This is a genomic window from Nitrosomonas sp. Nm166, from assembly GCF_900112825.1.
Classification (GTDB): Bacteria; Pseudomonadota; Gammaproteobacteria; order Burkholderiales; family Nitrosomonadaceae; genus Nitrosomonas.
The window spans coordinates 42,965-61,646 of sequence record NZ_FONE01000007.1 but is presented as its reverse complement, the minus strand read 5'-3'; the positions used below and the strand labels follow the sequence as shown (position 1 = coordinate 61,646).

The window sequence follows — 18,682 nt, the reverse complement described above, 5'->3', positions numbered from 1 at the left end:
CAAGGACTCCTACAAAAATTGACCAATGAACCCGCTCGGAAAAAACGCCTATCACTTTATTTCATAAAATATGTGGTTGATACTACGTCAGAAAAACCCTTTTGACAATCGTGAAGCTTTAGTAAAAGCTATGAATTTAAGGAGCCTTGGATAATCCCGCCTTTGTCATTTCAGACTCCTTAGCTATGGCCACTGTTCCTACACAAAGAAAAAATAATACCCCGCACGATATAGTTGCCTGGCGCACACTGGCGCAGCAATAAAAAAGCCTGCTGACGAATTCAGCAAGCTTTGAAAATTCTTTATAGGGAGCCTTTGAATCACCCGCCCTTGTCATTCCGAATGCAACGAGGAATCTTTTGGAATCAATACCACAGATTTCTCTCTGCGCTCGAAACGACAATTATTGCAGCTTTTGCCTTAAACAAAATCCGTTGCCACATTCACGCCCACCAGCAGCACTGCCGCATCATTGAAGTAAGTATGGAAATCACCATGAACACCGCCATCTCCCCAACCATGGCTTAGTCCAACGATGCGATCCCCTGCATTGCCATTGACTTTCAGGGTATTAGTAGTATCCGACAGGTTGAGCACATCCGCTGCGGTTAACGTCAAGGTATTGTCACCGGTGCCAAACAGATTAATGGTTTCGATGCCGCTGATCTTGCCGGCCATATCGGTCAGATTAAGATCCAAGCCACTGCCACCCAGGGCCAGCGTATCGTTGCCGCTGCCGCCATCCATAGACTCGAAGTCAAGATCGGATACCCGGATATAGTCATTCCCTGCTTCACCCAGAAACACATCCGCACCGCCGCGACCGATCATTCGATCATTGCCATCCCCCGCCTCGAAGCGTTCCGCTGCCGGAGTGCCAATGAGATTATCATTTCCCGGAGTGCCTCGAATTACACCATCATCAGTAAAGCTGCTTCTGCCAAATACCACGTAGCTTGAGCCAGAATTAAAACCATTCGGTTCAGCATAGGGTGCACCCACAATCACATCATCAAAACCGTCGCCGTTAACATCCCCCGCATTACTAACAGATCTACCAGAATAATCAAATGCCGTCACTCCATCCAGGCGCAAAACGTTTTTGCCATCAACATTGAATAAGTTCACCACAGCATCAAAACCGGAAGCCTTGCCAAACACTACATAGGTGGAGCCGGAGCGATTCGGGCCAGCTTGAGGCGCACCAAGAATCACATCATCAAAGCCATCACCATTCACATCTCCGGCAGTGCTGACCGTGTGGCCCGCTCCATCCAGACGAAAGCCGTTGCTGCCATCCAGGCTGGATAGCTCCAGCGCAGCAGTAAAACCGGATGCATGCCCAAACACCACGTAACTGGCGTCAGCACCGTCAGCACCGTCAGCACCGTCAGCACCGTCAGCACCGTCAGCACCGTCAGCACCGTCAGCACCAATAATCAAATCATCAAAATCGTCACCATTCACATCTCCGGCAGTGCTGACCGTCTGGCCCGCTCCATCCAGACGAAAGCCGTTGCTGCCATCCAGGCTGGATAGCTCCAGCGCAGCAGAAAAACCGGATGCATGCCCAAACACCACGTAACTGGCGTCAGCACCGTCAGCACCAATAATCAAATCATCAAAACCGTCACCATTGACATCCCCTGCGCCACTGACTGAGAAGCCAGAAATATCGTACGCTTCCCCATCCAGCCGGAAACCGTTGCTGCTATCGAGACTGGACAAATCAATTGTGGCATCAAAACCAGAAGCGCGCCCAAACACTACATAACTGGAGCCAGAATAATCGCCGTTCGGGCCAGCTCCAATTGCGCCAATAATTACATCATTAAAACCGTCGCCGTTGACGTCTCCTGCATTGCTGACCGAAGAACCCAATCTATCAAACTCCGACACCCCATCCAGGCGAAAGCCATTGCTGCCATTAAGACTGGATAAATTAATGGTCGCATCAAAACCGGAAGCGCGCCCAAATACCACGTAACTGGAGCCGGAATAATCGCCATTCGGGTCAGCACTGTCAGCACCTACAATCAAATCATCAAAACCATCCCCATTGACATCACCTGCATTGCTGACCGAACTGCCGGAAAAATCAGCTGCTGCCACGCCATCCAAGCGGAACCCATTGCTGCCATCGAGACTGGATAAATCCATTGCAGCAGAGAAACCGGATGCCTTGCCAAACACCACGTAACTGGCGCCGGACTGAATGACGTCCGTACTAGCATCCCAAGCACCAACAATGACATCAGCAAAACCATCTCCATTGACGTCCCCCGCATTGCTGACCGATGTACCCAAGGAATCACCTACTGCCTCTCCATCCAGGCGAAAACCGTTATTGCCATCGAGATCAGCCAAATTGATCACATTTGCTGCTAGCGGTACATCTGCGCTTACATCCCTATCTACCCGCAGCATCACTCCGATATTCATAAAAATACGATAATCGCCATCGATACCACCATCCGTCCAGCCGTCAGTGAGTGCTACGACACGATCACCCGTATTGCCATCGACGGTAAGAGTATGGGGAAAGTCAAATAAACTCAGCAAATCGGGCAGACTAAGCGTTAGCGTATTGTCTCCGCTACCGGTCAGATCAATTGTTTCGATGTTATCAATGGCATCGTGGAAGTTGGCCAGATCCAGATTAAGGCCGCTTCCTGTCAATTCCAGCGTATCGGTGCCAGTTCCGCCATCGGCTAACTGAAAGTCGAGATCCGCTACTGCGATGGTATCGTCACCGGCACCGCCAAGAAACACATCCGCCCCGCCACGGCCATCCATGCTATCGTTGCCGTCACCCGCTTCGAAGCGATCCGCTCCCGGAGTACCTATGAGGACATCATCCCCGGGAGTACCCCGTATTACATCATCAGTAAATTCATTGCGGCCAAATAGCACATAGCTGGAACCAGAGCTTTCGCCGTTCGGATCGGCACCAGGTGCACCGATAATCACATCATCAAAACCATCGCCGTTTACGTCTGCACTGCTGACCGATCTGCCGGAATCATCATCCGGCCTCGCTCCATCCAGACGCAAAACGTTACTGCCATCCGGACTGAACAGATCCAGTGTGGCGGCGAAACCGGAAGCCTTACCAAACACCACATAGCTGGAGCCATTCTCGTTCGGCTCATCTTTAGTAGCTCCCACTACACCAACAATCAGATCATCAAACCCGTCATCATTGATATCGCCTGCCCTACTGAATGTCATGTCCGGATTTTGATTTACAAAATCTGGCACCCCCGCTTGCAGGCTGAAACCATCATTACCATCGACGTCGTGTATATTCATCGCAGCACTAAAGCCCGAAGCCTTGCCAAACACCACATAACCGGTTTGGTAGCTCGAGTACCGGGTATATACTGTGGTTTCTATCAACATATCAGCAAAACCATCGCCGTTGATATCTCCTGCACTGCTGGCCGAAGAACTCGAGGTACTTGCTCCGTCCAGGCGAAAACCATTGCTGCCATCGAGACTGGATAAATCCAGCGCCGCATCAAATCCCGAAGCGCGCCCGAATACCACGTAACGGGTTCCGAGGGCGTAGCTGTAATAACCATAGGGAACTTTGTTGGCGCCAGGGGCATGCACAATGACATCGTCAAAACCATCGCCGTTGATGTCTCCTGCGTTGCTGACCACACTTCCAGACCGGTCGTCTTCCTCCGCTCCATCCAGGCGGAAACCATCGCTGCCATTGAGGCTGGATAAATCCAGCGCGGCATCAAAGCCCGCAGTACTGCCAAACACCACAAACGCAGAACCCGAGTCACTGCCATGTGGATTTGCTTTCGGAGCGCCGACTATCACGTCATCCAGTCCATCGCCATTGACATCCCCGGCACTGCTGACCGAAGAGCCCAAAAAATCATACGCCGCCACACCATCCAGGCGAAAACCGTTACTGCCATCGAGATTAGACAGGCTTAGCGTGGCACCAAAGCCGGAAGCGCGTCCAAACACGACATAACTGGAAAGAGAATAACCACCATTGGGATCAGCCGTCCGAGAACTCACAATCACATCGGCAAACCCGTCGCCGTTGATATCTTCAGCATTATCGATCGAATCGTACGAGCCAGGCTCGCCCTGCACACGAAAACCATCGCTGCCATCAAGGCCGGACAAATCCAGTGTAGCGGCAGAACCGGAAGTCTTGCCAAACACCACGTAATTGAAGACAGTCCTATCACCCAGTAGATCAAAACCCAAAACACGAATTAGCATGTCCTCCACACCATCGCCATTGATGTCGCCTGCGTTGTTAATGGAAACATTCGATCTGTCATAGGTTGTTATTCCATCCACGCGGAAACCGTTGCTGCCATCTATGCTGGATAGATTCATCGCGGCGCTAAAACCGGAAGCGCGCCCAAACACCACGTAGCTGAAACCGGTGAATCCTCCGCCATCCGGGTGACGACTACTCCCTCTGACAATTACATCATCAAAACCATCGCCATTGACATCCCCTACGCTGCTAACCGACGAGCCCGCACTGTCACCCTCCTCCGCTCCATCCAGACGAAATCCATTGCTGCCATCGAGGCTTGATAAGTTAATTATTGATGTAGCCATGATCGAAAACTCCTACAAAAGAATTGATCAATAAACCTGCTTGAAAGGAAATACCAGAAATAGTTATCACGTTATTTCATGAACCAATGTTATTAATACTACGCCAGAAGGATTTTCCTGACAATAGTGTAGATTTTTGTAATTCTATAAATTACAAAGAAAATTTACACGTCCACGTGACTGTTACAATGCCTATGGACACAGCAATAAAAAAGCCTGCTGAATTATTCAGCAGGCTTTTCTGAATGGCACATCCTGAGTTTTACTTCTTGGTTTTTTCCTTTTCGCTCGTATCAGCCGCGCTATTGAGCTTTTCTTCAATAACTTCAGCAGGAATCATGCCCCCGACTACTGAACCATCAGCAAAAATCAAGGTGGGTGTACCTGACACTTTGTTCTCACGACCTGACTTCAGTAAAACCTGCAACGGCGCTTCACAATCTTTACCTGCGGGGGCGATACCTCTCAGCATAAAATCATCCCAGGCTTTGATTGGGTTATCTGAACACCAGATTTTTTTGGATAGCTCCATGGATCCATTGAGCACCGGGTAAAGCAAAGTATAGATCGTGACATCGGTAATATTTACCAGTTCCTTTTCCAGTTGCTTGCAATAAGGGCAATTCGGATCGGTAAAAATGGCCACCTGGCGCTTGCCATCGCCCTTCACAATCTTGATAGCAGATTGTAAAGGCAGGGAATTCAATGGGACACGACGCGCCGCCTTGATTTCCTGTATCCGCTCATTCGTCATGCTGGTACGAGTCTTGGTATCGATCACATGGCCAAAGAAAAAATAATTCGCTTTATCATCGGTATAAAACAACTCATCACCCACCACTACTTCGTACAATCCCAGATAAGGCGTTTTCTTCAAGCTATCAATCTCATGACCTTCAAAATGTGGCTGTACGGCCTTCTTTACAGCCTCTTCATCAGCCCAGATTGCTGTAGAAAAAAAACTCAACACCAAGATTGAAATGCAAAGCTTCCAGCGTATAGCCATGATAACTCCTGTTAAAAAAATAAAATTTAATTCAAAGCGTGTTGCATCAATCGGTTTTTAATCAGGGGCAAGCGATTGGTTATTTCAAGCCCCAGATTTCGTAAACGTGCCAAGGTCGGATTTGAATTATTGAACAATTTCTGCAAGCCATCTGTTACCAATTCCAATGTCAGAATATCTTCCTTGCGTGCTCGCTCATAACGCCGCAACAACATAAAATTGCCGCAGTCTGTCTGCATACCGCGCGCATTGAGAACTGCCGCGAGCTCACGCGCATCGCGCAATCCCAGATTAACGCCTTGGCCCGCCAGTGGGTGAATGCCGTGTGCAGCATCACCAATCAATACCAAGCGCGGCTTGACCAATTTATCTACATGCACAAAATTCAACGGAAAACCTACTGGCGGCGTAATCAATTGCAATGCACCCAAGGTATAAGAAGAGGCTTCCGCTACCCGTTGGCAAAGTTCTTCCGCAGTCAAATTACACAGCAGGTCTGCCTGTTCCTCACTCGCAGACCAAACCATGGATACCCGCTTATCGGGTAGCGGCAGCAACGCTAGTACACCGTCTCGCCTGAACCATTGATAGGCAATATGGCGATGCGATAGTTCCGAACTAAAATTTGCCACCACCCCAATCTGATGATATGCATGACATGATACTTCGATTTCAGCTTGTTTACGCACCCAGGAATTTACGCCATCCGCACCCACCACCAGCGAGGTTTCAAGCTGACTGCCATCCTCCAACTGCACTTCGACAGAGGATTCCTGCCAGACAATAGAAGTACATTTTGCCGGGCAAAATATATGTATATTTGTACTCAGTGACTTAAGCACTTCCCAGACAGCTGTCTGCAATTGACGATTTTCAGCGATAAAGGCCAATTCCGACACACCAATTTCATACGCGCTAAAGTTGATATGCGCGCTATTATCATCGCCAAACACCGCCATCTCATAGACCGGTGCTACACGCTCTGCTTCTAATCGCTGCCAGACACCTAAACTCTGCAAGAAAGAAGCGCTGCCAGGGCTAATTGCATACACCCGGCTATCCCAGCTTATATCCTGTGGCAATGGCATGGATTCATGCGGCTCTATCAGCGCTATTTTCAAGCCACTGTCCCTCAGCGCTGCCACAAGGCTTGCGCCCACGAGTCCGCCGCCGATCACTATCATATCGAATTTCATGCGATTGATTATACAACTGCTAGGTAGCAGACAGGTAATACAACTTCTGATGAATCGGAGGTTTTATTGATCGCCTGATATTAGGATTGATGATTTTTAAGATTTGCGTTAAGGTATCAACGTACACTATCCAGTCCTATGAAAACATGCATAAACCCTTGTCAAGTCAGATCTTTGATCTTGACAAGCTATACCCTTAGAGGCAAAATGCTGCCTCTTGCAGTTTCACTTCACATGGCGAATTAGCTCAGTGGTTAGAGCAGCGGAATCATAATCCGTTGGTCCGGGGTTCAAATCCCTGATTCGCCACCAGTAAATCAATAAGTTAGCAAATACAACTAATCCTCTCTATTTATCAGTGCCACGCTGTAAAAAACACAACAGTTAATAAAAAACCCGCCACTTGGACGGGTTAGGATCTATCTTATATTTTCCAGAGCGGGCTCTAGATCAGAAAAGTATTACAGCTAATCTTTACTTACGATTTCCTGTCCCTCCAATAGGAGTATCCTGACTCTCATCTGATGGGCTCCCAGTGCTTCCTTCATTGTGGCTGGTAGATTTTGTAGTAGAAGAACTTTTTTTCTTTAGCTCAGAAGGGTTTGGATTTGCTTTTTTATCGCTATTGGTTGGGGCAGAATATTGCTGAGATGCTTGTCCTATATCCCTTCTTTCATCATACTTTTCTTCATCAGATGAAGCAGATTGCACTAAGGGTGCACTTAATAACAAAAGAAACGATAAGGTATAAATAAATAATAGTAAGTATTTACTCACAATTTCCTCCTGAAATAATTTTATATTTTAGTTCTCTTTTTTATTTAGTCGGTGCGTTTTCCCACATTGATAACCAACAAAGAACCCGCCGAGGGCGGGTATAAATTGTTAAAAACTCGAATTAAGAATTAATCTTTCTTTGGCAGGACATCAGTTTTTCGCTTTTGCACTTCAATCTTTTTGGGGATTTGCTCGTGACTATCAGAATTAAATATGGTTAAGAAAATAATAATCAAGGAAAAAATAAGCATTAAGGTAAGCATTTATTCCTCCTGTAAAATTTTTAACACAAAATAATAATCCGCTTACTTTGAATTATCATCGGTGCGCTACCATACTTAACGAAAGAAAATAAAAAACCTAGGGATAAAGAGACACCTTGGGCTATTAAAAAATAATCGCTTGTGGCTGATTCTGTTAAGTTCGTTGGCTCTAAAAACTTTTTTATGGATGTAAAGTGAAAGTTGTAGATATTCTCTCCGGTCTACTTAGAGCTGTTTTTTTATCATGGGCGTTTTGGTCAAAAAAACCGTTTTTCTCATCAGCTGATAGTACAGAAATTCAAATACTCATCGGGACTAGAATGACCCACTTGGGTCTTTCATTAAAAGGATCCGTGATTTGATAACCTGTATCTTATCTGGTGCGTACTTAAATACACATTCCCCTTAATAAAAGTATCAATGATTACATTTCGATTTACTTATGAAGGTTATGTTTGGAAAAAATAATTAATAAAGAATCGAAACCAGGCTCAAGCAAGATTGGGATTATTCCTGGCTTCGTCTCTCAGTTGCCGCACACGCTCATGATTTCTTTTTACTCCCTCGTATAATCGCTCTAGAAGCGCACGGAGATTGTCAGGTATTTCTTGCCTCAGCGCATTTTCGTAGGCCATAACAGCTGCAGCCTCACCCATTTCGCACTCTTCCAGCACCGCGAGATTATCTTTTTTGGTAAGCGCCGTCTTAATGTTAATCCAAGTACGATGCAAAGTCCCTGTAGTAGTGCCACTCGTATCTGGATTACCGCCATAATATATTACCTCGACACTTAAAGTGTTAATGGCTTCTTCACAACTTTGCGCACGATCCTGGAAGTACATTTTCAAATCTTGGTCACTCGCATTGTCTGCGCACGCTTTAAAACCCTCTGCACCATCGCGCGAAATCTCGACAAGTCCATTTAGTAAGGTTGCAATTTCTACATTATTCATTTAATTCTCCAAAGATAAAAGGCTTAATAAAATAAAGTCTAGGGTTGGCTATGCGATTTAGGAGCCATTGCTTCGCTATGCTGCTGACTTTGCAATATTTAAATGAAAAACTCTTAGTTTATTAACAGGATTACCATAATTTATAAAAAGCGGCTAACAGTCTGTGCGAGAACACCCTGATCGCAAGTGTTGTTTATCTTTGCTGATAGTATGGCGGATTTTTTTGAGATTAAAAACTCTACAGTAATAAGATTGACATGAAGCCTTTAGCCGTGTTTGAATAGTGAGCATAATTCAAATAAGGAGTGATCAAATGTCAAATCGTGGTGGAAAACGGGAAAATGCAGGCAGGCCTCCAGGTCAGGGTCGCTTTGGTGAATCAACAGTTTCAATACGCATACCACAGAGCCAAGTCTCAACAATAAAAGAATTTCTCTCTGCGCATCAACGTAAGATATCGGCCAAGCATATATCCAATGTAGAGGATATCTATACTCCAGAAGTAAGTGAAAATCCGGTCGAACTACCTCTCTTCTCTACTAAAGTAGCTGCAGGTTTTCCAAGTCCTGCGGATGATTATGTAGAAAGGCGACTTAATATAAGCGAATTTTTGATCGACCATGCCTCCTCAACATTTTTTGTTACCATCACAGGCCAATCGATGATCGATGTAGGCTTATTGCCAGGCGATAAGGTTGTGGTCGATAGATCTAGGGAACCAACCATTGGTGATATTGTGCTGGCAGTCGTTGACCGAGAGTTCACTATCAAAATTCTGGACCTGGATCCGGATGGCACAACAAGGCTATTGCCGGCAAATTCAACGGGGACATATTCTCCGATTGAAATAAAGGATGGCATGCAGTTTGAGGTTTTCGGTGTAATCATTGGATCATTTCGCCGTTTTAAATAAGCAACGCGTAACATGCCCTCATCGATGTCAATAACTTTTATGTCAGCTGCGAGCGGGTATTCAATCCCAAGCTGGAAGACAAGCCGGTTGTGGTGCTTTCAAACAATGACGGCTGTGTAGTTGCGCGTAATAATGAAGTGAAGGCGCTGGGCGTTAAGATGGGGCAGCCGTGGTTTGAGGTGAAGGATCTGGCAAAGAAGCAGGGAATCATTGCGTACTCATCGAATTACACGCTATATGCAGGCATGAGCAATCGGGTGATGAATATATTGGGAATGTTCAGTCCGAATCAGGAAATTCATTCCACGGCATCGTTTTTTACAAATACCTGCAACCGATCAACCCGGCAAAAATGAGCGGCATTGTTGAAGCAGATGAGACCTATTTCCTGGAATCTTTTAAAGGACAGCGTCGTTTGCCCAGGTCTGCACGAAAGCGTGGCGGTAAAGCCATCAAGAAAGGAACATCAAAAGAACAGGTGCCTGTATTGGTGGTGCGCGACCGTTATGGTGAAACTGCCGACTGTATATTACGTGGCACAAGTACTCGACAAATCGAACCAGTACTTAGTACTCATCCCCCTGCTAAGTAAAGATGTAATCCTATGCACTGATGGGTTGCCCACTTATAAGCAGATTGCCCGGCAAGCAAACATTGTTCACCGCCCAGTTAATATTGCTGCAGGTCAGCGCGTTATAAACAACATCTATCATATTCAGAATGTTAATTCTTATGACAGCTGGCTCAAACAATGGATGAAGAAGTTTCATGGAGTAGCTACACGCTATCTTCGGAGTTATCTCGATTGGCACAGAATGATTGACCGTCTCGGCCAAAATTATCCTCATAGTGCGTTATTATCGGTACGCTCCTTAACAAGAGCGGAAAAACCCGCCGGAGCGGCTTATAGGCCACTTAAGACAAGGAACATTATTGACTGCTAGTTGGGCCTGCGCTAGAAGGATTTCCTGAATTCATTGACGGCGCTTTTCTAATTGGGGAATTCCAGGAGAACTCGAAGTGTTCGAGCCTACATCAGCAGGATCACTTGGATTAATCGGATTCACAGCAGGATTGTTTTGCTTTTCTGCGCCAGTAGCAGTAGGAGAATTGGGCGGCGATTTGAGGCCTATACTCCTTCTTTCGCCATACTTATCCTCATCATAAACAAAGCCTTAGCAGAAAAAATTTGTTTATTACTGTTTATCAATCCAAACTCGAGCTGCTTTATCAGCCAATGATGAAGCTTTGTCTTCATTATCCACAGGGTCAACAAAGCTCTCATAAACAACAATACCATCTTGATCAAGGATTCTATATCTTCCATTCCATTGCTTAGTGACCTCATCCTGCTCTGAATTAACAATAAAGTTATAACCTTTGTACTCAGTACTCATTTGATTCTCCTTAATCTTTTTTACTTTAAAAGAGAGTAAGCCTGAATGGCTAGCAGTGTCAATATTTACTTATTAGTGAGTTTATTTTGTTTCTTTATTTTTCGCTCAGATGAAATTCGCTAATAAGCACCAAAGAACCGCCACTTGGACGGTCTTCATAATCATGAACTAAGCTGTTATTTCTGTGGGAAGGGATGTGTTGGATCTTTCTCTGGAGGAATCCTATCAGGAGGAATCGGTTGTGGCGGAATTTCTGGTTCCGGGGCTTGTTCTGGTGGAATTATCTCAGGAGGTTGCTCTTGAGGTGGTATAGTTTCTGGTGGTGTTGGGGTTGGAGGGCTAGTTAGGGGCTCCGCAGTAGAGAAGTTCATATTCATGATCCTATTTTTTTAAATAATTATAGATTTCAGACCTATTCGAGTCGGTACTTTAAAAAAGTGAAAGGAAAGCGGTAAAGATTCGGAGCGATTTAGTAAAAGTGCAGCAATTACTTAAGCTTGCTATGATTAAATTTTTGGTAATACGATTTTTTTGCTTCAAAATCTTTATTATGAAATATCTCTGCATAAAGAAAAATTTAAATTCTTTTTGCAAACATCTTTTTCTCCAAATTAAAGCCAACTTAAATTCTGTGGAATTTTTTTCGTTTGATCTGTTCGGAACTGCACAACAAAAACCTGCGGCAGCAAGCTCAGATATGAATATGAGTTACTTTGAAATATAGTCAGATATTGAAAATTTGTAATTTGATCTGTTGTCTGGATTCACCGCGGAATCATCAATTGCATATTCCCAAGCTAGATCGTAATAATCCTCCTCAGTGGCATCTTCTTCTAAAACAATTAGGTACTCAGTAAATCTTTCTTCGAACCCTCTTTCAGCAATCTTAACCTTTTTGATCATATTGAGCGATTTGTGAAAAGAAGATATTTTCTCAGTCTGCTCAATAATTAATCGGTGCGCCCTATAACAATGATAAAAAACTAGCCGGAGCGCGGGTTATGTTAATTTCTAATTAGCTGTGAAGGAAGCAGCCAGTCCCAAGCTGGTCGATGCAATATGAGAACAAAAGCCAAATTTACACCTCCGGTTGGAGGACTGATTCGAAATGAATTAATACCCATCAGGTAGCGATTTATCTGACTTTCTACTTAAAAGTAACATTAAATCACTTTTCCCGGCCTGGAATATTTTTGTCGCTTATACCTGTATCTTTTTCAAATTGGTTTTGTTCATCAGCCCCATTTTTTTGTTGTTGTATGTTATGGTAATTATTATCACTATCAGGAGAATTAGTTTTATCTCTTTTCTCATCAATCATTTGTTGAACACGTCCAGATTCTGAGAGTTGATCTGCTGGAGTCCTTTCAATAGGCTTATCTAATGGTGGTGTTGACTGGGAGAAAGCGGATGAACCAAAAAAAATAACCCCAACTAATAAAGCTACAATTAGTAATTTTAAAAAAAACATGACCATGATCTCCGGCTTAAATAAATAAAACATACTCTTCCTAGATGAAAATTAGTTCAGTGCGCTCTTACACAGAAGAAATCAATTACTTGCATTCTTAAATAAACTCGCCGAAGCGGGCTTTGCTTTGAAAAATAAATTCAATAAATAATTTATTTAGTTATCATTTTAAGTTGGTTATCGTACATACCGTGGATCACGATAAGCTTAGTCTGTCTTAATCTTTAGTTTTTGTAAGGATAAATTTTTTAATTAGGAGAATAAAAATGACGACAAATAAAGACAAGGATGATAACCAACAACATAGCAGTTCGGGCAGGGGGTTTGCCTCTATGGATGAGGATAAGCAGAGAGAAATTGCGAGTAAAGGTGGCAAGGCAGCTCATGAGAAGGGAACTGCACACGAATTTGATTCCGATGAGGCCCGGGAAGCTGGTAAAGCAGCTCATGAGAAGGGAACTGCGCATGAGTTTGACTCCGAAGAAGCCCGTGAAGCTGGCCGTAAAGGTGGTAAAGCAGCTCATGAGAATAATGCTCGGGAAGCTGGAAGCAAAGGCGGACACAGCGGTTCTGGTAGCAGTACTCGTGGAGGGACTTCTGAACAGCATGCTAAGGCTGGAAGTCAGAGCCACAAGAATAAATAAAATTCTTAAAGGAAAATTATTTTGCTTCTTCTTGAAGTTAATCTGATTAATTCAATGCCCAGAATTAAGCAAAACTGGGCATTGTATGAGTATGATAGTGTTATTTCGATTGAGCAGGATTTCTGGCATTGCTCGCCCATGTCTTTTCTATTCTTCATATCAATATCCTTCTTAACGTAATCCTGTTGGTTTTGGGCAGTATCATTTTATCGGCTAATTAGCTTGTACAGGCTTAGGTGAATTCATCTTGTCATCAACTTTATTTTGCGATTGAGAATAATCCGCAGCAAATGCAGATGCGCTAACAAATAGAAATCCGTTAATAACGGTTGTGAATAATATTTTCATCCTGATAATAATCCCTTCTTATAAGGAATTTGAGATGCTTGATATGTTTAGTGACAGTCTGTACGTATTGCACATAACAGCATTCAATGGATACCTAAAACAAAAAACCCGCCGGGGCGGGCTGAAGGTTTATCAAGTTGGGTAGGAACTATGCTACTGATTGAGGTAAGGCGTTTGTGTGCAATAAAAACTGCCACAAAGGCGGTTCTGTTTCTGTACAAGCTCAAGAAGATAACAATTTATTTTAAAGGACTTACGCTTTTTCCTTTTTGTCTTGATCATCTTCATCGTCAACTATTTCTTCATCCTCAGCTATTTCTTCATCCTCTTCGACCAATCCTTTTTCAACATCAGGCATTGGATTTTGTCCAGGAATATTATCCTTTGGATCAGGTGACATAATTGTCATGATATTAACTCCGGTTCGTTAGTAGAAAACGCATCTTCCTTTAAATTAAGCAGAAGCTCGGTGTGTTTCCCAACTTAATCAGAATTAACACAATAAAGTAACACCGTGGGAGGTATCCATGTATTAATGAATAGTCTCTTCAACCAGGATGAACTCATAATCGGATCTGCGCAGAGGATTCACGAGTGATTCATCCACAGCACATTCCCATGCTTCGTCAAAATAATCTGCTACCGAGACGTCGTTACTATGTAAATCAATAATATATTCCATAACTACATTATTAGAGATTTTATCCGTAATTGTAACTTTGCTGTTGTACATATTAATACTCCTTAAAAAATTATAATTATTAAATTAATTCGTTATATGTTCGGTGCGTTTTATTACATTGAAGGGCAATAAAAAAACCCACCGGAGCGGGTATAGATTGTTAAATAGTTCGGTCTGGATCGCCGCCTTTTTAATACGCTTACTGACCAAGAAAGTCTTCACACTAGTTATACGCAGTTACAAGCCAGGTGTTTTTGAATCGTGGTAAATATCGCGCATACCTGATGCTGGTGCTGGTAAAGCATCAATAAGTGCTTTAATGAAGTCAGTTGAGTTTATTTTTCATAATAGCCGTTCTGGTGCCACACCAGTGGCACCTTATAGGTGAATTTTGATTAGTTTTCATGCATTGATACAACATAAAAGAAGCTGTCAAATACATATCCATCAGATAGTATGATGGAAATAACTTCGGCTAGCTTGAATTAATCTCTTATTTACTTTGTCTTATCAGAATGTCAGATATTAATCTGGCACCCCATAAAGTTATTATTTATAGAAGTAAGTACTTATTTCTGTACAATAAATCATATCAAAAAATAATTACCTTATTTGATATGTTAAAGGCATAGTCGAACAAATGAGTTATCAGCCCATTGAAGACTACGGCATTATAGGCGACCTGAACACGATTGCTTTGGTAGGGCTTAATGGCTCTATCGACTTCATGTGTTTTCCAGATTTCGATTCTCCTTCTGTTTTTGCTGCTTTATTGGATGAGCATAATGGTGGCAAATTTGAGATCGTACCTCAGTTTGCCAAGATGAAAAATAAACAGCTCTATCTGCCTGACACCAATGTTCTGCTCACGCGTTTTCTTTCGTCAGAGGGTGTTGGCGAGATAACAGACTTTATGCCTGTTGAAGAGCTGTATGATGGTAAGGAGTTAATACGCAGAGTAACGACTATAAGAGGAAATGTGCGGTACAAAATGAGATGCTGTCCGCGGTTCAATTATGGTAGAAACCATCATACTGCTGAGCTAGTCAATGATAATGAAATAATTTTTACGAGCAAAGGCGAAGATAAAACGATTTTAAGACTGAAGAGTTCTATTCCTTTAGCGTTAATCGAAGGGGATGCAGTAGCTGAATTTTCTTTGAGTGCAGGTACAACAGCGGATTTTTTGCTGGAGCATATTGAAAAGGAGCATAAAGGAAAGCAGGATTTCAAATCCTTTATTACCAGCAGCCTTTTCAGCACCGTAAACTACTGGAAAGACTGGGTATCACATTCCGTATATAAAGGCAGGTGGATGGAAGTGGTGAACCGCTCTGCATTGGTGTTGAAATTGCTAACCTCCTATAGATATGGCTCCATTATTGCCGCACCTACCTTCGGCCTGCCGGAAAACATAGGCGGGAAACGCAACTGGGATTACCGATATACCTGGATCAGGGATGCGTCTTTTACAGTATATGCTCTGATGCGCTTAGGATATACAAAAGAAGCAGGAGCCTTCCTGCAATGGGTGGAAAAGCTTTGTCACGACGTGAAAGGACAAAGCAGGCTGGGCATCATGTATTCGATAGATGGCAGGCGGCAATTACAAGAGCATTTCTTGGAGCACCTCGAAGGATACCGCCAGTCCTTACCTGTAAGGATTGGGAATGATGCTTATGGCCAGCTTCAGCTTGACATTTACGGGGAGTTGATGAATGCGGTATACATTTATAACAGGCACGGAGAGCCGATTTCATACGACTTTTGGAAAAACCTGGAAAGACATGTGAATTGGCTGTGCGAAAATTGGAAACAGCCGGATGAAAGTATTTGGGAAGTAAGAGGGGGAAAAAGAGAATTCTTATATTCAAGACTGCAAATTTGGGTCGCTTTTGACAGAGCTTTAAAGATCGCAGAACAACGGTCATTTCCCATCAATGGCAAATGGAAAAAAGAAAGGGATGCCATTTTCAAAAGCATTTATAGCGAGTTCTGGAACAAAGAAACAGAGGCCTTCATGCAATATGCTGGCTCATCTACTGTAGATGCTTCTGCACTGCTAATGCCACTGCTGCGCTTTATCAGCCCTCAAGATCCCAGGTGGCTTTCTACACTGAAAAGAATAGAAAATGAGCTGGTATCAGACTCACTGGTATACCGTTATAGACCAGAACTTGCAGCGCCTGACGGATTTGTAAGTCATGAAGGAACTTTTTCGATGTGTACTTTCTGGTATGTGGAATGTCTTTCTCGCTCAGGTCAATTAGAAAAGGCAAGGTTCTATTTTGAGAAGATGCTGGGTTATGCCAATCATTTAGGCTTGTACTCAGAACAGTTGGGGTTTGAAGGTGAGCATTTGGGTAATTTTCCTCAGGCATTCACACACTTAGCTTTGATAAGCGCGGCCTGCAATCTTGATCAGCAATTAAATGACAGCAGAAACAAAAGCATAAACCATTGACATGAAAGCCATTGCCATTATACCAGGCACTACCAACCTTTCTCTTATCGATCGGCCGGAACCACAAATTCAAGCTGATGATGAGATAAAAATAAAAACATGGTACGTGGGCATTTGCGGAACGGACAGGGAAATCGTATCAGGTGGCAGGGCAGACGCACCACGTGAAAGAAACGAACTGATCATTGGGCATGAAATGTTCGGACAGATAGTAGAAATGGGCAGCTCGGTAACAAAAGTAAAGCTTGGTGATTTTGCCGTATTTGCCGTTCGTCGCGGATGTGGGCAATGCACAGCCTGTCTGAACAACAGGAGCGATATGTGCTATACCGGTAACTATACCGAAAGAGGAATAAAAGGTGCGGATGGTTATCAGGCAGAATATATCGTTGACAAAGAACAATATATAGTAAAAGTGCCTGAGCCACTTAAAGATATTGGCGTGCTTACAGAACCTATGTCGGTAGCGGCCAAGGCAATAGACGAAGCGATACGGGTGCAGGCTGCGCGGCTTAAAGATTTTGACGATCCAGTTAACTGGTTGAAAGGTAAAAAGGCTTTAGTGGCAGGAATGGGACCTATCGGGCTTATGGCTGCGTTTGCTTTGAAGATAAAAGGAGCTGAAGTGATAGGGCTGGATATAGTGGATGAAGACAGCTATCGCCCACGCATACTGAAAGAGATCGGCGGCACTTATATTGACGGCAGGCAGGTAAAGGTTACCGATATAGATGAACAGATAGGGCAGATAGATTTTGTTTTTGAAGCTGCTGGCATAGCCAAACTCCAGTTCCAGCTTATTGATACTTTAGGCATTAATGCCATATATATGGCTACTGGCATCCCCTCAGATAAACACACTCCAGCTTTTGATGGTGGCACGCTGATGCAGCAGCTTGTATTAAAAAACCAGATAGTGTTGGGAAGTGTCAATGCCAGTGTCGATCATTATGATCAGGCAGTTCATTATCTCGAGAAGAGCCTTAAGCTGTGGCCGAATACGATAGAAAAAATCATTACATACAAATTCCCCTATACGGATTTTGACGCGGCTTTGCACTATCATTCAGCCGACGAGATAAAAGTGGTTATCGACTGGCGGTTATAGCAGTTCTTGTAGGCATGCAAGCGCCTGGACGAAGCGATACCGAAAGTTCTCAACCGAACTTAGCTATTTCCCGCAGAGCTATCTTTTTAACGAAAGGTGAAAAATATGCCGACTTCACTCTTGAAGTCTTGATATTTTTCTCCAAATTCCTGAATCAAGCTATGTTCTTCAAACCGAATTCCAACAAGCAAATAAATAGTTAGAAGTACGGCTAATACAAATCGAGTAATCGACATATCAGGAGTTGACCAGAAGATGATCAATAACCCTAACATCATGGGATGGCGGCTATATCTATAAACCCACCGTCTCTTAAAATCCACCGGTGTGTAGGGTCTGCCTGTTGCATATAACCACGCTTGGCGTAAGCCCAGAAGTTCGAAGTAATTGGCAACGAGCGTTGCGAACAATACATAGGCCATGCCAAAGAAAGCCAGACTGAATACCACAAGCCTTACGTATTGATGTTCAATTGACCATACAATACCGGGGAGCGTTTGCCAATACCAAAGCATTAACCCCATCACTATTCCTGCAGCTAAAACGAATGTTGATCGTTCCAGATGAGCGGGGATAATCCGGATCCATTTTTGTTTGAAACTCTTTCTGGCCATCATCGTGTGTTGTAAGCCAAACAAAAATACCAGAAAGGAATTGATAAATAGGGCAGCAAGCAGATTATCGGTTTTAACGTCAGATAATGAATAAGGCGCCATACCAATGGACGCAAGGAAGAGCCAGAACAGTGCTGCAGAACCTACGCCATAAGCAAATAGTGCATAAGCAATCGCAAATCCGCGAAATAGAATATTAGGCTTGTGTATGGGTTGATTGATGGGTGTATTCATAAAATTGGGC

Annotated in this window: 14 protein-coding genes, 1 tRNA gene and 2 pseudogenes; 7 read left to right on the top strand and 10 right to left on the bottom strand. The window is 43.7% G+C overall.

What is annotated here, in order from left to right; genetic code table 11:
* Positions 1 to 420: 420 nt before the first annotated feature.
* The 3 genes from BM021_RS03565 to BM021_RS03555 all read right to left on the bottom strand — a co-directional run bounded on the left by BM021_RS03565 (position 421) and on the right by BM021_RS03555 (position 6,804).
* Positions 421 to 4,602, bottom strand: coding sequence for a beta strand repeat-containing protein (locus tag BM021_RS03565; RefSeq protein WP_090718953.1), 4,182 nt, complete (start codon positions 4,600 to 4,602; stop codon positions 421 to 423).
* A 262-nt stretch (positions 4,603 to 4,864) separates the two neighbouring features.
* Complete coding sequence (locus tag BM021_RS03560) at positions 4,865 to 5,608, bottom strand: DsbC family protein (RefSeq protein WP_090718951.1); 744 nt, start codon at positions 5,606 to 5,608, stop codon at positions 4,865 to 4,867.
* 26 nt (positions 5,609 to 5,634) lie between these two features.
* Positions 5,635 to 6,804, bottom strand: a complete 1,170-nt coding sequence (locus BM021_RS03555; protein WP_090718949.1) for a UbiH/UbiF family hydroxylase — start codon at positions 6,802 to 6,804, stop codon at positions 5,635 to 5,637.
* A gap of 236 nt (positions 6,805 to 7,040) precedes the next feature.
* On the opposite strand from BM021_RS03555, the gene BM021_RS03550 reads away from it, so the two are divergent.
* Positions 7,041 to 7,116: transfer RNA gene (locus tag BM021_RS03550), tRNA-Met, on the top strand.
* 162 nt (positions 7,117 to 7,278) lie between these two features.
* Here BM021_RS03550 and BM021_RS03545 read toward each other — a convergent pair.
* Positions 7,279 to 7,581, bottom strand: coding sequence for a hypothetical protein (locus tag BM021_RS03545; RefSeq protein ID WP_090718947.1), 303 nt, complete (start codon positions 7,579 to 7,581; stop codon positions 7,279 to 7,281).
* 754 nt (positions 7,582 to 8,335) lie between these two features.
* A complete protein-coding gene (locus tag BM021_RS03540) occupies positions 8,336 to 8,797 on the bottom strand; it encodes a ferritin-like domain-containing protein (protein WP_090718945.1) in 462 nt (153 codons plus the stop codon).
* A gap of 313 nt (positions 8,798 to 9,110) precedes the next feature.
* Here BM021_RS03540 and BM021_RS03535 point away from each other — a divergent pair, with 313 nt between their 5' ends.
* From BM021_RS03535 to BM021_RS15140, 3 genes and pseudogenes are all read left to right on the top strand, one after another.
* Positions 9,111 to 9,710 (top strand): LexA family protein, encoded by a 600-nt coding sequence (locus BM021_RS03535; protein WP_090718943.1) that lies wholly within the window; start codon positions 9,111 to 9,113, stop codon positions 9,708 to 9,710.
* Between the two features lie 20 nt (positions 9,711 to 9,730).
* Positions 9,731 to 10,030 (top strand): annotated as a pseudogene (locus BM021_RS03530) (DNA polymerase V subunit UmuC); the annotation flags it as partial.
* Positions 10,017 to 10,549, top strand: a pseudogene (locus BM021_RS15140) (IS1595 family transposase); the annotation flags it as partial. The pseudogenes BM021_RS03530 and BM021_RS15140, both read left to right, overlap by 14 nt.
* Positions 10,550 to 10,906: 357 nt before the next feature.
* On the opposite strand, the gene BM021_RS03515 reads toward BM021_RS15140, so the two are convergent.
* On the bottom strand, positions 10,907 to 11,107 hold the full coding sequence (locus tag BM021_RS03515) for a hypothetical protein (protein WP_090718937.1): 201 nt from the start codon (positions 11,105 to 11,107) through the stop codon (positions 10,907 to 10,909).
* A 1,168-nt stretch (positions 11,108 to 12,275) separates the two neighbouring features.
* Positions 12,276 to 12,611, bottom strand: coding sequence for a hypothetical protein (locus BM021_RS03500; RefSeq protein ID WP_090718930.1), 336 nt, complete (start codon positions 12,609 to 12,611; stop codon positions 12,276 to 12,278).
* Positions 12,612 to 12,844: 233 nt separating this feature from the next.
* Here BM021_RS03500 and BM021_RS03495 point away from each other — a divergent pair, with 233 nt between their 5' ends.
* Complete coding sequence (locus BM021_RS03495) at positions 12,845 to 13,222, top strand: KGG domain-containing protein (protein ID WP_090718927.1); 378 nt, start codon at positions 12,845 to 12,847, stop codon at positions 13,220 to 13,222.
* Positions 13,223 to 13,823: 601 nt separating this feature from the next.
* Here the strand turns inward: BM021_RS03495 and BM021_RS15425 are convergent.
* Both BM021_RS15425 and BM021_RS03490 read right to left on the bottom strand, forming a co-directional pair.
* Positions 13,824 to 13,979 (bottom strand): hypothetical protein, encoded by a 156-nt coding sequence (locus BM021_RS15425; RefSeq protein WP_177186288.1) that lies wholly within the window; start codon positions 13,977 to 13,979, stop codon positions 13,824 to 13,826.
* A 123-nt stretch (positions 13,980 to 14,102) separates the two neighbouring features.
* Entirely contained in the window at positions 14,103 to 14,303 is a 201-nt protein-coding gene (locus BM021_RS03490) for a hypothetical protein (RefSeq protein ID WP_090718925.1), read from the bottom strand.
* Between the two features lie 589 nt (positions 14,304 to 14,892).
* Between BM021_RS03490 and BM021_RS03485 the strand changes: the two genes are divergently transcribed.
* Together BM021_RS03485 and BM021_RS03480 are read left to right on the top strand one after the other, a co-directional pair.
* Positions 14,893 to 16,716: a glycoside hydrolase family 15 protein gene (locus BM021_RS03485; protein ID WP_090718923.1), complete on the top strand. Its 1,824-nt coding sequence runs from the start codon at positions 14,893 to 14,895 to the stop codon at positions 16,714 to 16,716.
* Between the two features lies 1 nt (position 16,717).
* The gene (locus BM021_RS03480; RefSeq protein ID WP_090718921.1) at positions 16,718 to 17,824 is read left to right on the top strand and encodes a glucose 1-dehydrogenase; all 1,107 of its coding nucleotides are present in this window, start codon (positions 16,718 to 16,720) and stop codon (positions 17,822 to 17,824) included.
* Between the two features lie 86 nt (positions 17,825 to 17,910).
* Here BM021_RS03480 and BM021_RS03475 read toward each other — a convergent pair whose 3' ends face one another.
* Positions 17,911 to 18,672: a methyltransferase family protein gene (locus tag BM021_RS03475; RefSeq protein WP_090718919.1), complete on the bottom strand. Its 762-nt coding sequence runs from the start codon at positions 18,670 to 18,672 to the stop codon at positions 17,911 to 17,913.
* Positions 18,673 to 18,682 lie beyond the last annotated feature (10 nt).